This window comes from Streptomyces sp. RLA131 (assembly GCF_056270125.1).
The window spans coordinates 1,149,684-1,170,000 of sequence record NZ_JBWDOQ010000002.1 but is presented as its reverse complement, the minus strand read 5'-3'; the positions used below and the strand labels follow the sequence as shown (position 1 = coordinate 1,170,000).

Annotated in this window: 15 protein-coding genes, 2 rRNA genes and 1 riboswitch (1 of these 18 running past the window's edge); of the genes, 14 read left to right on the top strand and 3 right to left on the bottom strand. The window is 67.9% G+C overall.

Going from position 1 to position 20,317, the window contains the following annotated elements; genetic code table 11:
• From RWE79_RS06250 to RWE79_RS06195, 12 genes are all read left to right on the top strand, one after another.
• Positions 1 to 3,093, top strand: a 23S ribosomal RNA gene (locus RWE79_RS06250); it begins 32 nt to the left of the window's first position.
• A gap of 75 nt (positions 3,094 to 3,168) precedes the next feature.
• Positions 3,169 to 3,285: ribosomal RNA gene (gene rrf / locus RWE79_RS06245) — 5S ribosomal RNA — on the top strand.
• Positions 3,286 to 3,396: 111 nt separating this feature from the next.
• Positions 3,397 to 4,005 (top strand): cardiolipin synthase ClsA, encoded by a 609-nt coding sequence (gene clsA / locus RWE79_RS06240; protein WP_475939006.1) that lies wholly within the window; start codon positions 3,397 to 3,399, stop codon positions 4,003 to 4,005.
• Positions 4,006 to 4,164: 159 nt separating this feature from the next.
• A complete protein-coding gene (locus RWE79_RS06235) occupies positions 4,165 to 6,660 on the top strand; it encodes a sugar phosphate nucleotidyltransferase (RefSeq protein WP_475939005.1) in 2,496 nt (831 codons plus the stop codon).
• Between the two features lie 92 nt (positions 6,661 to 6,752).
• Positions 6,753 to 7,715 carry a DUF881 domain-containing protein gene (locus RWE79_RS06230; RefSeq protein WP_475939004.1) on the top strand — a complete coding sequence of 321 codons (963 nt, stop codon included), beginning with the start codon at positions 6,753 to 6,755 and terminating at the stop codon, positions 7,713 to 7,715.
• On the top strand, positions 7,712 to 8,044 hold the full coding sequence (locus RWE79_RS06225; RefSeq protein WP_127360349.1) for a small basic family protein: 333 nt from the start codon (positions 7,712 to 7,714) through the stop codon (positions 8,042 to 8,044). The genes RWE79_RS06230 and RWE79_RS06225 overlap by 4 nt, the downstream gene beginning before the upstream one ends.
• Positions 8,045 to 8,051: 7 nt before the next feature.
• Positions 8,052 to 8,981, top strand: a complete 930-nt coding sequence (locus RWE79_RS06220) for a DUF881 domain-containing protein (protein ID WP_475939003.1) — start codon at positions 8,052 to 8,054, stop codon at positions 8,979 to 8,981.
• Positions 8,982 to 9,385: 404 nt separating this feature from the next.
• Positions 9,386 to 9,916, top strand: a complete 531-nt coding sequence (locus tag RWE79_RS06215) for an FHA domain-containing protein (protein WP_475939002.1) — start codon at positions 9,386 to 9,388, stop codon at positions 9,914 to 9,916.
• A 17-nt stretch (positions 9,917 to 9,933) separates the two neighbouring features.
• Positions 9,934 to 10,668, top strand: coding sequence for a transcriptional regulator FtsR (ftsR, locus tag RWE79_RS06210; protein WP_475939001.1), 735 nt, complete (start codon positions 9,934 to 9,936; stop codon positions 10,666 to 10,668).
• Between the two features lie 81 nt (positions 10,669 to 10,749).
• Positions 10,750 to 11,223, top strand: a complete 474-nt coding sequence (locus tag RWE79_RS06205; protein WP_475939000.1) for a bifunctional nuclease family protein — start codon at positions 10,750 to 10,752, stop codon at positions 11,221 to 11,223.
• 208 nt (positions 11,224 to 11,431) lie between these two features.
• On the top strand, positions 11,432 to 12,076 hold the full coding sequence (locus tag RWE79_RS06200; RefSeq protein WP_475938999.1) for a MerR family transcriptional regulator: 645 nt from the start codon (positions 11,432 to 11,434) through the stop codon (positions 12,074 to 12,076).
• Positions 12,077 to 12,208: 132 nt separating this feature from the next.
• Positions 12,209 to 13,576, top strand: a complete 1,368-nt coding sequence (locus RWE79_RS06195; protein ID WP_475938998.1) for a DNA polymerase IV — start codon at positions 12,209 to 12,211, stop codon at positions 13,574 to 13,576.
• Positions 13,577 to 13,608: 32 nt separating this feature from the next.
• On the opposite strand, the gene RWE79_RS06190 is transcribed toward RWE79_RS06195, so the two are convergent.
• Entirely contained in the window at positions 13,609 to 13,971 is a 363-nt protein-coding gene (locus RWE79_RS06190) for a PRC-barrel domain-containing protein (protein ID WP_475938997.1), read from the bottom strand.
• 101 nt (positions 13,972 to 14,072) lie between these two features.
• Positions 14,073 to 14,177: riboswitch (glycine riboswitch) on the top strand.
• 167 nt (positions 14,178 to 14,344) lie between these two features.
• Here RWE79_RS06190 and gcvP point away from each other — a divergent pair.
• The gene (gene gcvP, locus RWE79_RS06185; protein ID WP_475938996.1) at positions 14,345 to 17,233 is read left to right on the top strand and encodes an aminomethyl-transferring glycine dehydrogenase; all 2,889 of its coding nucleotides are present in this window, start codon (positions 14,345 to 14,347) and stop codon (positions 17,231 to 17,233) included.
• A gap of 4 nt (positions 17,234 to 17,237) precedes the next feature.
• On the opposite strand, the gene RWE79_RS06180 is transcribed toward gcvP, so the two are convergent.
• Together RWE79_RS06180 and RWE79_RS06175 are read right to left on the bottom strand one after the other, a co-directional pair.
• On the bottom strand, positions 17,238 to 17,444 hold the full coding sequence (locus RWE79_RS06180) for a DUF5999 family protein (RefSeq protein ID WP_475938995.1): 207 nt from the start codon (positions 17,442 to 17,444) through the stop codon (positions 17,238 to 17,240).
• A 263-nt stretch (positions 17,445 to 17,707) separates the two neighbouring features.
• Complete coding sequence (locus tag RWE79_RS06175) at positions 17,708 to 18,298, bottom strand: hypothetical protein (protein WP_475938994.1); 591 nt, start codon at positions 18,296 to 18,298, stop codon at positions 17,708 to 17,710.
• A 525-nt stretch (positions 18,299 to 18,823) separates the two neighbouring features.
• Between RWE79_RS06175 and RWE79_RS06170 the strand changes: the two genes are divergently transcribed.
• A complete protein-coding gene (locus tag RWE79_RS06170; protein ID WP_475938993.1) occupies positions 18,824 to 20,314 on the top strand; it encodes a glutamate-cysteine ligase family protein in 1,491 nt (496 codons plus the stop codon).
• Positions 20,315 to 20,317: the final 3 nt, after the last annotated feature.

The window sequence follows — 20,317 nt, the reverse complement described above, 5'->3', positions numbered from 1 at the left end:
TTGGCACCAGGAACCGATGAAGGACGCGAGAGGCCGCGATAGGCCCCGGGGAGCTGTCAACTGAGCTTTGATCCGGGGGTGTCCGAATGGGGAAACCCGGCAGTCGTCATGGGCTGTCACCCATACCTGAACACATAGGGTATGTGGAGGGAACGCGGGGAAGTGAAACATCTCAGTACCCGCAGGAAGAGAAAACAACCGTGATTCCGGGAGTAGTGGCGAGCGAAACCGGATGAGGCCAAACCGTATGCGTGTGATACCCGGCAGGGGTTGCGTATACGGGGTTGTGGGATCGTACTTCGATGGTCTGCCGGCCGTCGGGCGAGTCAGAAACCGTATGGATAGGCGAAGGACATGCGAAAGGTCCGGCGTAGAGGGTAAGACCCCCGTAGCTGAAATCTGTACGGCTTGCTTGTACGACACCCAAGTAGCACGGGGCCCGAGAAATCCCGTGTGAATCTGGCGGGACCACCCGTTAAGCCTAAATATTCCCTGGTGACCGATAGCGGATAGTACCGTGAGGGAATGGTGAAAAGTACCGCGGGAGCGGAGTGAAATAGTACCTGAAACCGTGTGCCTACAAGCCGTGGGAGCGTCGCGCATCGAGTTTACTCGGTGCGTCGTGACTGCGTGCCTTTTGAAGAATGAGCCTGCGAGTTTGCGGTGTGTTGCGAGGTTAACCCGTGTGGGGAAGCCGTAGCGAAAGCGAGTCCGAATAGGGCGATTGAGTAGCGCGCCCAAGACCCGAAGCGGAGTGATCTAGCCATGGGCAGGTTGAAGCGTGGGTAAGACCGCGTGGAGGACCGAACCCACCAGGGTTGAAAACCTGGGGGATGACCTGTGGTTAGGGGTGAAAGGCCAATCAAACTCCGTGATAGCTGGTTCTCCCCGAAATGCATTTAGGTGCAGCGTCACGTGTTTCTTGCCGGAGGTAGAGCACTGGATAGGCGATGGGCCCTACCGGGTTACTGACCTTAGCCAAACTCCGAATGCCGGTAAGTGAGAGCGTGGCAGTGAGACTGTGGGGGATAAGCTCCATGGTCGAGAGGGAAACAGCCCAGAGCATCGACTAAGGCCCCTAAGCGTACGCTAAGTGGGAAAGGATGTGGAGTCGCAGAGACAACCAGGAGGTTGGCTTAGAAGCAGCCACCCTTGAAAGAGTGCGTAATAGCTCACTGGTCAAGTGATTCCGCGCCGACAATGTAGCGGGGCTCAAGCGTACCGCCGAAGTCGTGTCATTGCAGCATGTACTCCCAACGGAGGCTGTGATGGGTAGGGGAGCGTCGTGTGCCGGGTGAAGCCGCGCCGGAAGGCAGTGGTGGACGGTTCACGAGTGAGAATGCAGGCATGAGTAGCGATACACACGTGGGAAACGTGTGCGCCGATTGACTAAGGGTTCCTGGGTCAAGCTGATCTGCCCAGGGTAAGTCGGGACCTAAGGCGAGGCCGACAGGCGTAGTCGATGGACAACCGGTTGATATTCCGGTACCCGCTTTGAAACGCCCAGTATCGAACCAGGCGATGCTAAGTCCGTGAAGCCGCCCTGATCTCTTCGGAGTTGAGGGGAGTGGTGGAGCCGACGGACCAGACCTGTAGTAGGTAAGCGATGGGGTGACGCAGGAAGGTAGTCCAGCCCGGGCGGTGGTTGTCCCGGGGTAAGGGTGTAGGCCGTGTGATAGGCAAATCCGTCACACATTGAGGCTGAGACCTGATGCCGAGCCGATTGTGGTGAAGTGGATGATCCTATGCTGTCGAGAAAAGCCTCTAGCGAGTTTCATGGCGGCCCGTACCCTAAACCGACTCAGGTGGTCAGGTAGAGAATACCGAGGCGTTCGGGTGAACTATGGTTAAGGAACTCGGCAAAATGCCCCCGTAACTTCGGGAGAAGGGGGGCCATCACCGGTGATAGCACTTGCTGCTTGAGCTGGGGGTGGCCGCAGAGACCAGCGAGAAGCGACTGTTTACTAAAAACACAGGTCCGTGCGAAGCCGTAAGGCGATGTATACGGACTGACGCCTGCCCGGTGCTGGAACGTTAAGGGGACCGGTTAGTCACATTTCGGTGTGGCGAAGCTGAGAACTTAAGCGCCAGTAAACGGCGGTGGTAACTATAACCATCCTAAGGTAGCGAAATTCCTTGTCGGGTAAGTTCCGACCTGCACGAATGGCGTAACGACTTCTCGACTGTCTCAACCATAGGCCCGGTGAAATTGCACTACGAGTAAAGATGCTCGTTTCGCGCAGCAGGACGGAAAGACCCCGGGACCTTTACTATAGCTTGATATTGGTGTTCGGTTCGGCTTGTGTAGGATAGGTGGGAGACTGTGAAGTCATGGCGCCAGCCATGGTGGAGTCGTCGTTGAAATACCACTCTGGTCGTGCTGGATGTCTAACCTCGGTCCGTGATCCGGATCAGGGACAGTGTCTGGTGGGTAGTTTAACTGGGGCGGTTGCCTCCTAAAATGTAACGGAGGCGCCCAAAGGTTCCCTCAGCCTGGTTGGCAATCAGGTGTTGAGTGTAAGTGCACAAGGGAGCTTGACTGTGAGACTGACGGGTCGAGCAGGGACGAAAGTCGGGACTAGTGATCCGGCGGTGGCTTGTGGAAGCGCCGTCGCTCAACGGATAAAAGGTACCCCGGGGATAACAGGCTGATCTTCCCCAAGAGTCCATATCGACGGGATGGTTTGGCACCTCGATGTCGGCTCGTCGCATCCTGGGGCTGGAGTCGGTCCCAAGGGTTGGGCTGTTCGCCCATTAAAGCGGTACGCGAGCTGGGTTTAGAACGTCGTGAGACAGTTCGGTCCCTATCCGCTGTGCGCGTAGGAATATTGAGAAGGGCTGTCCCTAGTACGAGAGGACCGGGACGGACGAACCTCTGGTGTGCCAGTTGTCCTGCCAAGGGCATGGCTGGTTGGCTACGTTCGGGAGGGATAACCGCTGAAAGCATCTAAGCGGGAAGCCTGCTTCGAGATGAGTATTCCCACCAACTTGATTGGTTAAGGCTCCCAGTAGACGACTGGGTTGATAGGCCGGATGTGGAAGCCCTGTAAGGGGTGGAGCTGACCGGTACTAATAGGCCGAGGGCTTGTCCTCAGTTGCTCGCGTCCACTGTGTAGTTCTGAAGTAACGAACCGTGTTGTTTTCCGGTGGTCGTTAACTTCATAGTGTTTCGGTGGTCATAGCGTTAGGGAAACGCCCGGTTACATTTCGAACCCGGAAGCTAAGCCTTTCAGCGCCGATGGTACTGCAGGGGGGACCCTGTGGGAGAGTAGGACACCGCCGAACAATCTTTATAGGGCCTTGCCCCGGATCCTGGATCCGGGGCAAGGCCTTTTTGCTGCCTGGGGTAGGGTCAGGTGGAATCAACGGGCGTACATACACACAGGAGGGGCCCCGGTGGAGGTCCAGGAGACACGGGTGCAAACGGATCGGATCATGACGATCCCCAACATCCTGAGCATGGCGCGTCTTGTCGGCGTTCCCGTCTTCCTGTGGCTGATCCTGTGGCCGGAGTTCGGCGGGCCCAAGGCTGATGGCTGGGCTCTGCTCATCCTCGCTTTGAGCGGCGTCACCGACTACCTGGACGGCAAGCTCGCGCGTCGCTGGAACCAGATCAGCGACCTCGGCCGGCTGCTGGACCCCGCAGCAGACCGTTTGTACATCCTGTCCACCCTGGTGGGTCTGACGTGGCGGGAGATCCTCCCGTGGTGGCTGACCGGCCTTCTCGTGGCCCGCGAGGCCATGCTCGGCGTGATGATCCTGGTCCTGCGCAGGCACGGCTATGGTCCGCCGCAGGTCAACTTCATGGGGAAGGCGGCGACCTTCAACCTCATGTACGCGTTCCCGTTGCTCCTTCTGAGCGACGGCAACGGGTGGCTGAACACGCTCGCTGCTATTTTCGGATGGGCATTCGCCGGATGGGGTACAACCCTCTATTGGTGGGCAGGGATCCTTTACGTGGTCCAGGTCCGCCGGCTCATCAGGGCGGACGCAATGGCCGATTGAGCCTGTGCGCTGTGCGCCTCCGGCCGGCCGTGGACCGGCCGACGGAGCCGCCCGCAGCGCGAGCCAGCGGTGTTCCGTGTCCCACGTGAGGTGGGGCACGGACACGCGGACGGGTGACGTCGGCATGACAGTCGTCTCTTCAAGGAGGACGCTTCCGACATGAAGGCCGTCGTGATGGCCGGCGGCGAGGGCACTCGCCTTCGCCCGATGACCTCAAGCATGCCCAAGCCGCTGCTGCCCGTGGCCAACCAGCCGATCATGCAGCATGTACTCACGCTGCTGAAGCGGCATGGTCTCACCGAGACCGTGGTGACCGTGCAGTTTCTTGCCTCCCTCGTCAAGAACTACTTCGGCGACGGTGAAGAACTCGGCATGGATCTCACCTACGCGAACGAGGAGAAGCCACTCGGGACCGCCGGGAGTGTCAAGAACGCGGAGGAAGCGCTCAAGGACGACTCGTTCCTGGTGATCTCCGGCGACGCGCTCACCGATTTCGATCTGACGGAGCTGATCAATTTCCACAAGGAGAAGGGCGGGCTCGTCACCGTATGCCTGACCAGGGTTCCCAATCCCCTGGAGTTCGGCATCACCATCGTGGACGAGCACGGCCAGGTCGAACGCTTCCTGGAGAAGCCGACCTGGGGCCAGGTGTTCTCGGACACCGTCAACACCGGTATCTACGTCATGGAGCCCGAGGTCTTCGACTATGTCGAGGCCGACGTCTCGGTGGACTGGTCCGGTGATGTCTTCCCGCAGCTCATGAAGGAGGGGAAGCCGATCTACGGCTTCATCGCCGAGGGCTACTGGGAGGACGTCGGCACCCACGAGAGCTATCTCAAGGCCCAGGCCGACGTCCTGGAGGGCAAGGTCGACGTCGACCTCGACGGCTTCGAGATCTCGCCCGGGGTCTGGGTCGCCGAGGGCGCCGAGGTACACCCCGACGCCATTCTGCGCGGCCCGCTCTATATCGGGGACTACGCCAAGGTCGAGGCCGGCGCGGAAATCCGCGAGCACACCGTGATCGGCTCGAATGTCGTCGTGAAGTCCGGGGCCTTTCTCCACAAGGCTGTCGTCCACGACAATGTCTTCGTCGGTCAGCAGACCAATCTCCGTGGCTGCGTCATCGGCAAGAACACCGACGTCATGAGAGCGGCCCGGATCGACGAGGGCGCGGTCATCGGTGACGAGTGCCTGATCGGCGAGGAGTCGATCATCGCGGGCAATGTCCGCGTGTATCCCTTCAAGACGATCGAGGCGGGCGCCTTCGTCAACACGTCCGTCATCTGGGAGTCGCGGGGTCAGGCGCACCTCTTCGGTGCCCGGGGCGTGTCCGGCATCATCAACGTCGAGATCACCCCGGAGCTGGCCGTGCGGCTGGCGGGTGCGTACGCGACGACGCTCAAGAAGGGCGCGACCGTCACCACGGCCCGTGACCACTCCCGTGGCGCGCGGGCGCTGAAGCGGGCGGTCATCTCCGCCCTGCAGACCAGCGCGATCGAGGTACGTGACCTGGAGAACGTGCCGATGCCCGTGGCGCGGCAGCAGACCGCGCGGGGCAGCGCCGGCGGCATCATGATCCGTACCACCCCCGGGACACCGGACTCGGTCGACATCATGTTCTTCGACGAGCGGGGAGCCGACCTGTCGGCGGCCGGCCAGCGGAAGCTGGACCGGGTCTACGCACGCCAGGAGTACCGGCGTGCCTTCCCCGGTGAGATCGGCGACCTGCACTTCCCGGCCAGCGTCTTCGACTCGTACACGGGCGCGCTGCTGCGCGCGCTGGACACCACCGGGATCACCGACTCGGGCCTGAAGGTCGTGGTGGACGCGGCCAACGGCAGCGCCGGCCTGGTGCTGCCCAGCCTGCTCGGCCGGCTCGGCGTCGACGCGCTGACGATCAACCCGGGGCTGGACGAGTCCCGGCCCACCGAGACCGCCGACTCCCGCAGAGCGGGGCTGGTGCGCCTCGGCGAGATCGTCTCGTCCTCCCGCGCGGCCTTCGGGGTGCGCTTCGACCCGGTCGGTGAGCGGTTGTCGCTGGTGGACGAGCGGGGCCGGATCATCGAGGACGACCGGGCACTGCTGGTCATGCTCGACCTGGTGGCCGCCGAGCGCCGCAGCGGGCGGGTGGCGCTGCCGGTGACCACCACCCGTATCGCCGAGCAGGTGGCGGCCTACCACGGTACGCAGGTGGAGTGGACGACCACGTCGCCCGACGACCTGACCCGGGTCGGCCGCAACGATGCGACGATCTTCGGCGGGGACGGCAAGGGCGGCTTCATCATCCCCGAGTTCAGCAGCGTGTTCGACGGCTCGGCGGCCTTTGTCCGGCTGATCGGTCTGGTGGCGCGCACGCAGCTCACGCTCAGCCAGATCGACGCCCGGATCCCCAGCGCCCATGTCCTCAAGCGGGACCTGGCGACGCCGTGGGCGGTCAAGGGCCTGGTCATGCGCCGGGTGGTCGAGGAGGCGGGCGACCGGTCCGTGGACACCACCGACGGCGTACGGGTCGTGGAGGCCGACGGCCGCTGGGTGATGGTGCTGCCGGACCCGGCGGAGGCGGTGACGCACCTGTGGGCCGAGGGGCCCGACGACGCCTCGGCGCAGGCACTGCTCGACGAGTGGTCGGCGATCGTGGACAGCGCGGGCCGCTGACACCTGGCTGACACCCGCTCCGGCCCCCTTTCGTCGCGCTAACGGCGCGCCGGGAGGGGGCCGTTCGAGTGTGGTGCCGCCGACGTGGGACGATGTGCGGCATGCCGCAGCAGCACCCCGATCGCAGCGGCACGAGCCGCGAGGCCGTGCCGCGGCGTCCTGACGCCTCCATGTCGTTGCTGACCAATGTCATGGAGCACAGCCTCGACGACGGTTACGCGGAGGCGGCTGCGCGCCGCGGCGAGACCGGCAGCTCCCGGATGCCGCGTTCGCTGCGCGGGAAGCTCAGTCTGGCCGTGGGCCTGGTGCTGGTGGCCGTGGTGGTCACCCTGGGCGCCGCGCAGGCGCAGGTGAGCGCCCCGACGCTGGCCAAGGAACGGCAGAAGCTGATCGACCGGATCGGCGCGGAGACCACCGCGGCGGACGGGCTGCAGAAGAGCGTGGACCGGTTGCGTGACGACGTCGGCGAGATGCAGCGCCAGGCGTTGAAGGAACAGGACGTCGGCGACGCCGATCGGATCTCACTCCTGGCCGGGGCAACCCCGGTGACCGGCCCCGGCGTCAAACTGGTCGTGGACGACGCCAAGGAAGCCTCGTCGGGCGGTGGCGGCAACCCCCGTACGAGCAGCGACTTCTCGGACACCGGCCGGGTCCGGGACCGGGACATGCAGCGGGTCGTGAACGGTCTGTGGGCGTCCGGGGCCGAGGCGATCTCCGTCAACGGGCAGCGGCTGACCGCGCTGTCGGCGATCCGGGCGGCCGGGGACGCCATACTGGTCGACAACAAGCCACTGGCGCCGCCTTACACGGTGCTGGCCATCGGGGACGGGAAGCGGCTGAGCACCGCGTTCCAGGACAGTGCGGACGGTCAGTACCTGCATGTCCTTGAGGAGAACTACGGGATCCGGACGAGCATCTCGGCCGAGACCGGGCTCAGGCTTCCGGCAGCGCCGAGCCTGATCGTGCGGTCCGCCAGTCCGGTTCCGTCGGCCGGGCAGAGCTCACCGGCAAGCACAGGCAGCACAGGCAGTAAGACAGGGAAGGGCACGCATTGATCGCCGTACTGGGCCTCGTCGTAGGAGTCGTGGTGGGCCTCGTGGTCCGCCCCGTGGTGCCGACGGTGGTCGAGCCGTACCTTCCGATCGCCGTGGTCGCCGCGCTGGACGCGGTCTTCGGCGGCCTGCGGGCCATGCTCGACGGGATCTTCGACGACAAGGTCTTCGTCGTGTCGTTCCTGTCGAATGTCGTGGTCGCCGCTCTCATCGTCTTCCTGGGGGACAAGCTCGGAGTCGGGTCCCAGCTGTCCACCGGTGTGGTCGTCGTCCTCGGTATCCGGATCTTCTCCAACGCGGCGGCCATCCGGCGCCATGTCTTCCGGGCGTGAGCGGGCGATGAGCGACCACGACGAGAAGCCGGACCGCGAGCCGGAGCGGACTCCCGACCGGCAGCCCGGGCCCGCTTCGGACCCCGCGCGCGAGGCCGGTACGGAACCCCTTGCGGCACCCGGGACGGCACCCGGGACGGAACCCGGTACGGCACCCGGGACGGAACCGGGTGCGGAGGCATCCGCACCGGCACCCGCCCCGGGCCCGCAGGACGCCTCCGGCGGCCGGCAGCGGCTGAAGGCCGGCCTGTGGCCGCCCCGGGTGAGCCGGGCGCAGCTGATCGTGGCGCTGCTGCTGTTCGTGCTGGGCCTCGGCCTGGCCATCCAGGTCCGCTCCACCAGCGACAGCAGCGCGCTGCGCGGTGCCCGGCAGGAGGACCTGGTCCGGATCCTCGACGAGCTGGACAACCGCACACAGCGGCTCCAGGACGAGAAGCAGCGCCTGGAGAGCCAGCGTACGGAGCTGGAGAACAGCTCCGACCAGGCCGAGGAGGCCCGTAAGCAGACCGAGCAGAAGGCACAGCAGCTCGGGGTGCTGGCCGGCACCGTCGCGGCCCAGGGACCGGGCATCACCCTGACGATCACCGACCCGAAGGGGTCCGTGGAGTCGGACACGCTGCTGGACACCCTCCAGGAGCTGCGGGCGGCGGGTGCGGAGGCCATTCAGATCAACGATGTGCGGGTGGTCGCGGACACGTACTTCACCCAGGAGGGCGGCAGCGTGAAGATCGACGGCAAGAAGATCTCACAGCCGTACCGGTTCAAAGTCATCGGTAATCCACAGGATCTTGAACCAGCGCTGAACATCCCCGGCGGAGTGGTGCAGACTCTGGAGAAGGAGCAGGCCACAGCGGATGTGACCCGCTCGCAGAAGATCGTTGTGGACGCCTTGCGGCCGTCGGAGGCGCCTGACTACGCTCAGTCGTCGTCCCGGTGACAGCTCGGCGAATGGGGGTACCCGGCCAGAGGGCATGTGAGAACGGGGGGTCGCCGCATGTGGCATGTGGTGCGTGATGGAAACTGTGTGTTGGTCGTGACTGAGGGTTCGTCCTGCCCCACGGGCGGGTCTGTTTCGTTCAAGGGGAATCGCCCGTGAAGTTGTTCGGAAAGTTGTTCGGTAAGAGCGCGCGGCAGGAGCGTGACAGTGCCACGGCACGGCACCGCGCGCCGCGACACGCCCAGGATGAGGAAGCGGGTGAGGAGCGTCCGCTGTTCCGCAATGGCCCCGCCGGATCCGGTGGCGACATTTCGGGTGGTACCGGCGTGGCTTCTGTTGACCCTGCCGCGTCCGGCCGCATAGGTTTCGGGGAACCATCAACCTCGAACGCGGGTGGAGGGTCCTTGCCGGTCTGTACGAGGTGCGGGCACCGCAATGCGGAGGCGAGTCGCTTCTGCTCCAACTGCGGCGCGCCGCTGCGCGGGGGAGCCCCGTTCGAGCGGGCGTCGGAGACGACCTCGACGATCTCCATCTCCGGTCTTGAGGCGTACGAGGCCGAGGCGACCGGTCAGACGCTGGTCCCGTCGCTGTCCGCGGAGGCCCAGGCCGCCGTGGACGCGCTGCCGCCGGGTTCCGCGCTGCTGATCGTGCGGCGTGGTCCCAACTCCGGCAGCCGCTTCCTCCTGGACGGCGAGCTGACCACGGCGGGCCGTCACCCGGAGAGCGACATCTTCCTGGACGACGTGACCGTCTCGCGGCGGCATGTGGAGTTCCGGCGGGGCACCGACGGAGGCTTCACGGTCTCCGACGTCGGCAGCCTCAACGGCACGTACGTCAACCGGGAACGGATCGACGCGGTACCTCTGGCCAATGGCGACGAGGTGCAGATCGGCAAGTACCGACTGGTCTTCTACGCGAGCCAGCGGGGCATCTGACCCGCGAGGGAAGGTCCATGCTTCGTACACCGGCGGGCGGTGCCGGAAACGGCACCGCCACCGCGGACGGCAGCCTGCTGAGCATCGGGGCGGTCCTCGGCCAACTGCGCGAGGAGTTCCCCGAGGTCACCATCTCCAAGATCCGTTTTCTGGAGGCGGAGGGCCTGGTCGAGCCGCAGCGCACCCCTTCGGGGTACCGGAAGTTCGCGGTCCGGGACGTGGAGCGGCTCGGGCACATCCTGCGCATGCAGCGCGACCACTACCTTCCGTTGAAGGTGATCCGCGAGCATCTGGACGCCCTGGACCGGGGTGAGACCGTCTCGCTGCCCCCGCCCGCCGAGCCCCGTGACCTGCTGGACCAGCCGGTCGAGCCGGAACCGACGGGGCTGCGGCTCGGCCGCGAGGAGCTCATGGCGGCCACCGGTGCGGGTGAGGACGATCTGGGGCAGTGGGAGTCCTACGGACTGGTCGAGGCGGGCCAGGACGGCGGCTATGACGCCGAATCGGTGAACATCGCCAAGTTGATCTCCGAGCTGGGCCGCTTCGGCCTGGAGCCGCGCCATCTGCGGGCCGTGAAGGCCGCCGCGGACCGCGAGGCCGGTCTGGTCGAACAGGTGGTCGCCCCGCTGCGCAGGCACCGCAATCCGCAGACCAGGGCGCATGCGGAGAACACCGCCCGGGAGCTGGCGGCGCTGTCGGTGCGGCTGCATGCCGCGCTGGTCCAGTCTGCGCTGCGCGTGCGGCTGTTCTGAGGCCAGGCTGCGAGCCTCCGCCGGGGCGGCAGCTTCCTCCCCGACTACCCAAACCGGCCGGGCACGTCCTAGGGTTGCTGTGTGAACGAGCTCGATGTCGTGGGTGTCCGGGTCGAAATGCCCTCCAATCAACCGATCGTGCTTCTGCGCGAGGTGGGAGGGGACCGCTACCTGCCCATCTGGATCGGGCCCGGGGAGGCCACCGCCATCGCCTTCGCCCAGCAGGGCATGACGCCCGCGCGGCCGCTGACCCACGATCTGTTCAAGGACGTGCTCGAAGCCATCGGCCAGACCCTGGCCGAGGTGAGGATCACCGATCTGCGCGAGGGCGTCTTCTACGCCGAGCTGGTCTTCGCCAGCGGCGTCGAGGTCAGTGCCCGTCCCTCCGACGCCATAGCGCTGGCGCTGCGCACCGGCACCCCGATCTACGGGAGCGAGGGCGTGCTCGACGACGCGGGTATCGCCATCCCCGACGAGCAGGAGGACGAGGTCGAGAAGTTCCGCGAGTTCCTCGACCAGATCTCGCCGGAGGACTTCGGCACCAGCAGTCAGTAGCCAGTACCGCGTAAGGGCCCCTGCTGACGACCATTCGGCTAGCCTTACCCCTCCGGCGGACACGCGAAACCACTCCTGGGGTTGATATCACTCGGCGTGCCGAGCGTGGCGATCGTTGACGCACCCGGAGTGACTGCCTACCGTCGAGAGGGAAAGTCCCCACGGCACGTGCACGCGCCCGGCGGGACGAGAAGGGACGGAGGTCGGCGTGATCAGCACCGGCGACGGAATGGCCGCAGGCGGCGGCCCGTATCCGCTGCGCGAGGCCCTGGCCCGGCACTCCGCGATGGCCGCCGACGGGGGTGGGAGCGACCCGGCCGCACCCGGACCGGAGAGCGCCTCCACGGGATCCGGCGCGGCCGAGACCGTCGGCTACCGCGGTCCCACGGCCTGCGCGGCCACCGGCATCACCTACCGCCAGCTCGACTACTGGGCCCGCACCGGACTGGTTGAGCCGAGCATCAGGCCCGCGTACGGATCGGGCACCCAGCGGCTCTACAGCTTCCGCGACGTGGTCGTCCTCAAGATCGTCAAGCGGCTCCTCGACACGGGCGTCTCCCTGCAGAACATCCGCAACGCCGTACAGCACCTGCGCTCCTGCGCGCCGGCCGAGCTGGCCAGGATGACGCTGATGAGCGACGGTGCGACGGTCTACGAGTGCACATCCCCCGACGAGGTGGTCTCACTGCTCCAGGGCGGCCAGGGCATCTTCGGGATCGCGGTCGGCGTGGTGTGGCGCGATGTGGAGGGTTCACTCGCGCAGCTGCACGGTGAGCGGGTCGACACCGGGGAGACGCTGCCCGGGCACAACCCGGGGGACGAGCTGGCCCGGCGCCGCAACCGCGCGGGGTAGCGCGCGACACCGCGCCCGGCGGCCGGACGGGGTGCCTCGAACGGGTCCCAGCCACGCCGGTCGCCGCCGGTGCCGGCCGGCCGCCGTACGCCTGTACGGCGGCTGTCAGTGGCATAGGGCAGCATCGGTGCTGTGAGAAGCTCCCCGACCATCCTGCACCTCGACATGGACGCGTTCTTCGCCGCCGTCGAGCAGGGGTCGAAGCCGTCCCTGCGCGGAAAGCCGGTGATCGTCGGTGGTGTGGGGCCGCGCGGGGTGGTCGCGACGGCCTCGTACGAGGCGCGGGTGCACGGGGTGCACTCGGCGATGGCCATGGCGCACGCTCGGCGGCTCTGTCCGAACGCCGCCTATCTGATCCCGCGCTTCGAGCTGTACCGCCAGGTCAGCGAGGTGGTGATGGGGCTGCTCGGACAGCTGTCGCCGTTGGTGGAGCCGCTGAGCCTGGACGAGGCATTCGTCGATCTGGAGGCCGGCGGTATCGGTGACCGCCCCCGGGCCGTCGCGGAGAAGCTGCGCGCGGACATCAGGGCGGCCACCGGGCTCACCGCGTCGGTCGGGCTCGCCGCCTCCAAGCTGCTCGCCAAGATCGCCTCGGAGGAGGCCAAGCCCGACGGGCTGGTCGTGGTCGAGCCGGGCACCGAGCGCGAGCTGCTCGCCCCCATGCCGGCGCGCACACTGCCAGGGGTCGGCCCGGCCACCGCCGAGGTTCTGCGGAGGGCCGGGCTCGGCACCATCGCGGAGGTGCGGCACGCGGGGGAGGCGGAGCTCGTCCGGCTGCTGGGCAAGGCGCACGGGGCGTCGCTGTACGCGATGGCGGCCGGACTGGACGACCGGCCGGTGGTCGCGGAGCGGGAGCACAAGTCCATCTCGGTCGAGGACACCTTCGACGTGGACCTGACGGACCGGATACGGGTCCGGGCCGAGCTGGACCGGCTGGCCGACCGTTGCGTGAAGCGGCTGCGGGGCGCCGGGCGCTCCGGGCGCACCGTGGTGATCAAGGTCCGGCGGTACGACTTCAGTACCCTGACGCGCTCCGAGACGCTGCGGGCGCCGACCGACGACCCGGCGGTGGTGCGGGAGACGGCGGGACGGCTGATAGAGGCCGTCGACACCACGGGCGGCGTCAGGCTGCTCGGGGTGGGTGTCGCGGGCCTCGCCGACTTCACCCAGGAGGATCTGTTCGCGCAGGCGGCGGCCGCCGAGGGTCTCGCCGCCGAGCAGGAGGCGGCCGCGGCCCCGCTGGAGCCGGCGCAGGAGGAGCCGGCCGTCCCCGCGCGGCGCTGGCTGCCGGGCCAGGATGTGCGGCATGCCGTCCACGGCGCGGGCTGGGTGCAGGGCAGCGGGGTGGGCCGGGTCACGGTGCGCTTCGAGGAGCCGGGATCGCCGGCGCCGGGGCGGGTGCGGACGTTCCCCGTGGAGGCACCCGACCTGGAGCCCGCGGACCCGCTGCCCCTGGTGCCGCCCCCGCCGCCCCCACTGCCCCCGCCGCCCCCGCGGTGACGGCGCGAGGCCGCCGCACCCCGGGGCAGGGGTCAGGCGTCGCCGGCGAGGGTGCCGAAGTCGTGGTCGCCGACGGCGGCGGGCGGTACTTCGAGGCCGTAGTGATGGTAGAGCTGGAGTTCCTGCTCGGGCGAGAGATGCCGGCCCACGCCGAAGTCGGGTGCGTCCTTGATCAGAGCCTTGTCGAAGGGGACGATGAGATGGTCATCGACGAACTGACTGGGCTCCAGGGGCACGAAGGCGTCACGGCTGAACAGCCCGGTCCGGACGGCGGCCCATTCGGGGCGTCCGGTGGCGTCGTCGAGGTAGACCTCGTCGACGGTGCCGATCTTCACTCCGTTGAGGTCGAAGGCCCTGCGGCCGATCAGGCTGCGCGGATCGATACCGGTCTGCACGGTTCCTCCAACAACTAGTGATTGATCCTATTTAGGCATGAAAGCCACTTTCTGTCACATGCCGCTCGCGGAAGTCACGCTGGTAGGCTGACAGCGGCCGCAGACCCCATGCGGGAGAGTCCCGGAAGCGCAGCGTCGCGCAGGCCGGGCGCCGAAGGAGCAACTCCTCCCCGGAATCTCTCAGGCATCCGTACCGCACGGGTGAGGTCACTCTGGAAAGCAGCGACGGCGAAAGCCGTTTCTCACCGACGGTGAAAGCCGTTCCGTGCAGACGGGACGGTGAAGCTCTCAGGTTCAGATGACAGAGGGGGAGGCCCCATTGGAGTCAGACCAGCGCCTCGCCCGAGCGCGTCAGACCAGGAGGCCTCCGCAGATGACCGCCCACCGCATCCCCCTCTCCGAGCTGGAACGCGGCATTCCGTTCGCCGGCCGCCACATCGGGCCCGACCGGTCCGCGCAGGACAAGATGCTGGCCCAGGTCGGGTACGGCTCACTCGACGAGCTGACCGCCGCCGCGGTGCCGGACGCCATCAGGAGCGCCGAGGCGCTGCGCATGCCGGCCGCCCGTACCGAGGCCGAGGTGACCGCCGAACTGCGCGCGCTGGCCGACCGCAACCAGGTCCTTCACCCCATGATCGGGCTCGGCTACTACGGCACCTTCACCCCGCCGGTGATCCTGCGCAACGTCATGGAGAACCCGGCCTGGTACACCGCGTACACGCCCTACCAGCCGGAGATCTCGCAGGGCCGCCTGGAGGCGCTGCTGAACTTCCAGACCGTGGTCGCCGACCTCACCGGACTGCCCACCTCGGGGGCCTCGCTGCTCGACGAGAGCACCGCCGCCGCCGAGGCGATGGCGCTGTCCCGCCGGGTCGGCAAGGTCAAGAACGGTGTCTTCCTGGTCGACGCCGACACCTTCCCGCAGACCACCGCCGTGCTGCGGACCCGCGCCGAGCCCACCGGCGTCGAGGTCGTCGTCGCCGACCTCTCGGCCGGCATCCCGGCCGAGGTGGCCGAACGCGGTGTCTTCGGCGTCCTGCTCCAGTACCCGGGTGCCTCCGGCGCGGTCCGTGACCTGCGGCCGGTCGTGGAGCAGGCCCACGGCCTGGGCGCGATCGTCACCGTCGCCGCCGACCTGCTGGCGCTGACCCTGCTCACCTCGCCCGGCGAACTGGGCGCGGACATCGCGGTCGGCACCACCCAGCGCTTCGGCGTACCCATGGGCTTCGGCGGCCCGCACGCCGGATACATGGCGGTGCGCGCGCAGTTCGCCCGCAGCCTGCCCGGCCGCCTGGTCGGCGTGTCGGTGGACGCCGACGGCAACAAGGCGTACCGGCTGGCCCTGCAGACCCGTGAGCAGCACATCCGCCGGGAGAAGGCCACCAGCAACATCTGCACCGCGCAGGTCCTGCTGGCCGTGATGGCCGGGATGTACGCGGTCTACCACGGCCCCGACGGCCTGCGCGGCATCGCGAGCCGCACCCACCGCTACGCGGCGATCCTCGCCCAGGGGCTGCGGGCCGGCGGTGTCGAGGTCACGACGGACGCCTTCTTCGACACGGTCACCGCCCGGGTGCCGGGCCGGGCCGCCGAGGTCGTGACCGCCGCCCGCGAGGCCGGGGTCAACCTGTGGCAGACGGACGCCGATCTGGTCGGCATCGCCTGTGACGAGACCACCGGTCGCGACCAGCTCGCCGCCGTCTGGGGCGCGTTCGGGGTCGGGCCCGGTGACATCGAGGCGCTGGACGCGGCCACCGGGGACACCCTTCCGGAGGCGCTGCTGCGCACCGATACCTACCTCACCCACCCCGTCTTCCACCAGCACCGCTCCGAGACCGCCATGCTGCGCTACCTGCGCCGCCTCGCGGACCGGGACTACGCGCTGGACCGGGGCATGATCCCGCTCGGCTCCTGCACGATGAAGCTGAACGCCACGACGGAGATGGAGCCGGTCACCTGGCCCGAGTTCGGCGCGCTGCACCCCTTCGCGCCGGCCGAGCAGGCCGCCGGATACCTCACGCTCATCCGGGAGTTGGAGGAGCAGCTCGCCGAGGTCACCGGTTACGACAAGGTCAGCATCCAGCCCAACGCCGGTTCCCAGGGCGAGTTGGCGGGTCTGCTCGCGGTCCGCGCGTACCACCGGGCCAACGGTGACACCGGGCGCACGGTCTGCCTCATCCCGTCCTCCGCGCACGGCACCAACGCGGCCAGCGCGGTCATGGCCGGTATGCGGGTGGTCGTCGTGCGCACCAGCGACGACGGCGAGGTGGACATCGCCGACCTGCACGCCAAGATCGAGCAGTACGCGGACGAACTGGCCGTGCTGATGGTCACCTACCCCTCCACCCACGGTGTGTTCGAGGAGCACATCGGTGAGATCTGCGCCGCCGTGCACGACGCCGGCGGCCAGGTCTACGTGGACGGCGCCAACCTCAACGCCCTGGTGGGGCTTGCCAAGCCGGGCCACTTCGGCGGCGATGTGTCCCACCTCAACCTGCACAAGACCTTCTGCATCCCGCACGGCGGCGGTGGCCCGGGTGTCGGCCCGGTCGCGGTCCGCGCCCACCTGGCCCCGTATCTGCCGAACCATCCGCTCCAGCCCGAGGCCGGTCCGGCGACCGGCGTCGGCCCGGTCTCCGCGGCCCCGTTCGGCTCGGCCGGCATACTGCCGATCTCGTGGGCGTACGTACGGCTCATGGGCGCCGAGGGGCTCAAGGCCGCCACGCAGGTCGCGGTGCTGGGCGCCAACTACATGGCCAAGCGGCTGGAACCGCACTACCCGGTGCTCTACACCGGCCCCGGCGGGCTGGTGGCGCACGAGTGCATCATCGACCTGCGGCCGCTGACCAAGGAGACGGGCGTGACGGTCGACGACGTCGCCAAGCGCCTGATCGACTACGGCTTCCACGCGCCGACGATGTCGTTCCCGGTGGCCGGGACGCTGATGATCGAGCCGACCGAGAGCGAGGACCTGGCGGAACTGGACCGCTTCTGCCAGGCGATGATCTCGATCCGCGCGGAGATCGACAAGGTCGGCTCCGGTCTCTGGCCGGCGGATGACAACCCGCTGCGCAACGCGCCGCACACCGCTGCCGCACTCGGCGGCGAGTGGGAGCACCCGTACTCCCGTCAGGAGGCGGTGTTCCCGGCCGGGGTGTCGCCGGCGGACAAGTACTGGCCTCCGGTGCGTCGTATAGACGGCGCCTACGGCGACCGGAACCTGGTCTGCTCGTGCCCGCCGCTCGACGAGTACGAGGGGTAGCTCCTCAGGCAGCCGTCACGATGCGCTCGGTGCCGAGCGGCCGGTGCGGTGCGATGATCTGCCCGTCGGGCAGGAGTTCGCCGGTGTCCTCGAAGAGGAGGACACCGTTGCACAGCAGGCTCCAGCCCTGTTCCGGGTGGTGGGCCACCACCTGGGCGGCCTCGCGGTCGGGGCTGCTGGCGGTCGGGCAAAGCAACTGGTGCTGACACATGATCGGCGGGTTCTTTCGCTGCGGTTGGTGTGACGAGCTGTCTGCTGGGGTAGGTACCTTCTTCATGACCGTGCCCCCCGTTTCGTTGGTCGGGTCCAGTGTTGCTCTACTGACGTGATTCCGCAGGCATTTCGTGTGAGCTTTTCTTGTTAGTTGGGGACGCAGTCACCCGTGCGGGCGGTTGCTCGCACAAAGCAACACCCCCGTGACCGTGAGGTCACGGGGGTGTCCGCGTGTCAGGTGTCTGCCGCCGTGCTCCCGGGTCAGACGCGCGTCCCCAGCAGCGGGGCCGGGGCGAGCCGGAGGGTGAGCACCGGGACCAGGTCCGACAGCCGGTGGATGCGGTGCGCGGCGATCCCGGGCGGGGCAGGGGCCAGTGGGATCAGCAGGTCCGCCGCGCCGGGCTGGGCGGTCGCGGCGTCGGCGGTGGCGTCGCTGTGCAGCCACAGCGTCAGCATGTACAGCCCCGGCACGGACAGCAGATGCGGCTGGTACGCCGACGCCAGGGGCTCGGCCTGGCGCAACGCCCTTTCGGTGGACAGCAGATAGGGACCCTCGCAGAAGTGCGAGAAGGTCCAGCCGTCCGCGGTGCACACCGTCTCGCCGGCCGCGGCCACTCCGCCCTCCCCGGCCCTGATGTGGAAACGCCAGCCGGTGAGCCGGGCCCGTGGCAGTCCCCGGTCCGGAGCCACCGGTTCGAGGACGTGCACGGGAAGCGGATGTTCGGGTACCAGCGGTCCGGTGGCGGTGCGCAACGACGGGGTACGCGCCTCACGGACGGCGGTGGGCGAACTCAGCGCGGCCAGGACGCTCCGGAGGGCTGGGGCGGGTGCTGGGGGTACCTGCAGCGGCATGGTGGGCGGCCTCTCATCGGGAGACACGGCGGTGCTCGGCGGGTGCGGACGGCACTGGGGGCGTGACGACCGGGACCGGGCGGGGGAGAGCTGTGGGCATGCGGATCCCCACCCATGGCCGGATACCTGCGGGGTACTTCCGGCGGGCCACGGAGTCTCTGCCTTATGAGCGGAGTTTATACGAGGAGTGTTCGCGAGGTGTTTCCACTAGTCGTCATCAGGATTACGAGCAAGGCGCTATTACGCCGTCCTGAGGCGCTAATTCCTCCGTATTCACGGTGAAATGCCTGCCGCTCAGCAGGTGTTCCCACGCTGCTGCGGATGGCTGAATCTCGTCGGTCTTTTTCACGAGGCCGGACGAACCGCGGATAGCCGCCTTGCCAGTGGAATGTGCCCGAGAGGTGTTCCTCCGACAGCGTAGCGGGTAGGCGGCCGGGGCGGGCCCGTTCCAAAGGGCTCGCGAGAGCGTTGTCGATCTCAAGGGTGGGCATCATCCGAGCACGCCCACACAAGGAGGGACACCCCATGGGGGAGAAGGTCGTGGCCACCGGGTTCGACCTGTCCGACCGCCTTCGGTACCGGCGGAAGCTGCGGCAGTGCCTGGTGGGGCTGGAGCGGCTGCTGGAGGAGAAGCGGTTCGACCGGCCGCGTAATCTCATGGGCCTGGAGATAGAACTGAATCTCACGGATTCCGACGGACTCCCGCGCATGATGAACGAAGAGGTGCTGGAGCGCATCGCGAGCAAGGATTTCCAGACCGAGCTCGCGCAGTTCAATATTGAAGTGAATATCGCTCCGCACAGGCTGGCCGGACGCGTCCTGGACCGGCTCGCCGAAGAACTGCGCATCGGGCTGGGATATGCCGACCGCAAGGCCCGCGAGGTCGGCGCGCATATCGTCATGGTGGGCATCCTGCCGACGCTCGGAGCCCAGGACCTGGTGTCCGCCAACCTCTCCCGCGCCGACCGCTACATGCTGCTCAACGACCGCATACTCGCGGCCCGCGGCGAGGACATCAGCCTCGACATCGCCGGCACCGAGCGGCTGACCACCACTTCCGGCTCCATCGCCCCCGAAGCCGCCTGCACCTCGATGCAGATGCACCTCCAGGTCACCCCGGCCCGCTTCGCCGCGGTGTGGAACGCGGCCCAGGTCGCCGTCGCGCCGCAGATCGCGATGGGCGCCAACTCGCCCTTCCTGTTCGGCCGCGAGCTGTGGAGCGAGACCCGGGTGCCGCTGTTCCTCCAGGCCACCGACACCCGCCCCGAGGAACTGCGCATGCAGGGCGTTCGCCCGATCACCTGGTTCGGGGAACGCTGGATCGACGGCGCGTACGACCTCTTCGAGGAGAACGTCCGGTACTTCCCCTCCCTGCTGCCGATCTGCGACGACGAGGATCCGCTGCGGGTGCTCGACGAGGGCGGGGTGCCGGCGCTGAAGGAACTCACCCTGCACAACGGCACCGTCTACCGCTGGAACCGCCCGGTGTACGCCGTGGTGGACGGGGTGCCGCACCTGCGGGTCGAGAACCGGGTGATGCCCGCCGGGCCCACGGTCGCCGACGTGATCGCCAACGCCGCCTTCTACTACGGCCTGGTGCGCGCGCTGGCCGAGGCGCCGCGCCCGGCGTGGAGCCGGCTGCCGTTCGCCGCCGCCGAGGCGAACTTCGACGCCGCCTGCCGGGACGGCATCGACGCGGTACTGCGCTGGCCGCGCAACGGGCGGTCCGGGGCGCTCGCCGAGATCGGCGCCGTCGACCTGGTGCGCGACGAACTGCTGCCGCTGGCCGCCCAGGGGCTGGACTCCTGGGGCATCGACCCGGTGGACCGGGACCGCTACCTCGGCATTGTCGAGGGCCGCTGCGCGAGCCGCACCAACGGCGCCCGCTGGCAGCGCGACGCCTTCCACCAGGAGCTGGGACGCGGCCTGGACCGGCAGCGGGCGCTGGCCGCGATGACACTGCGCTACTGCGAGCACATGCACTCCGGGGCCCCGGTGCACGAGTGGCCCCGGTGACCG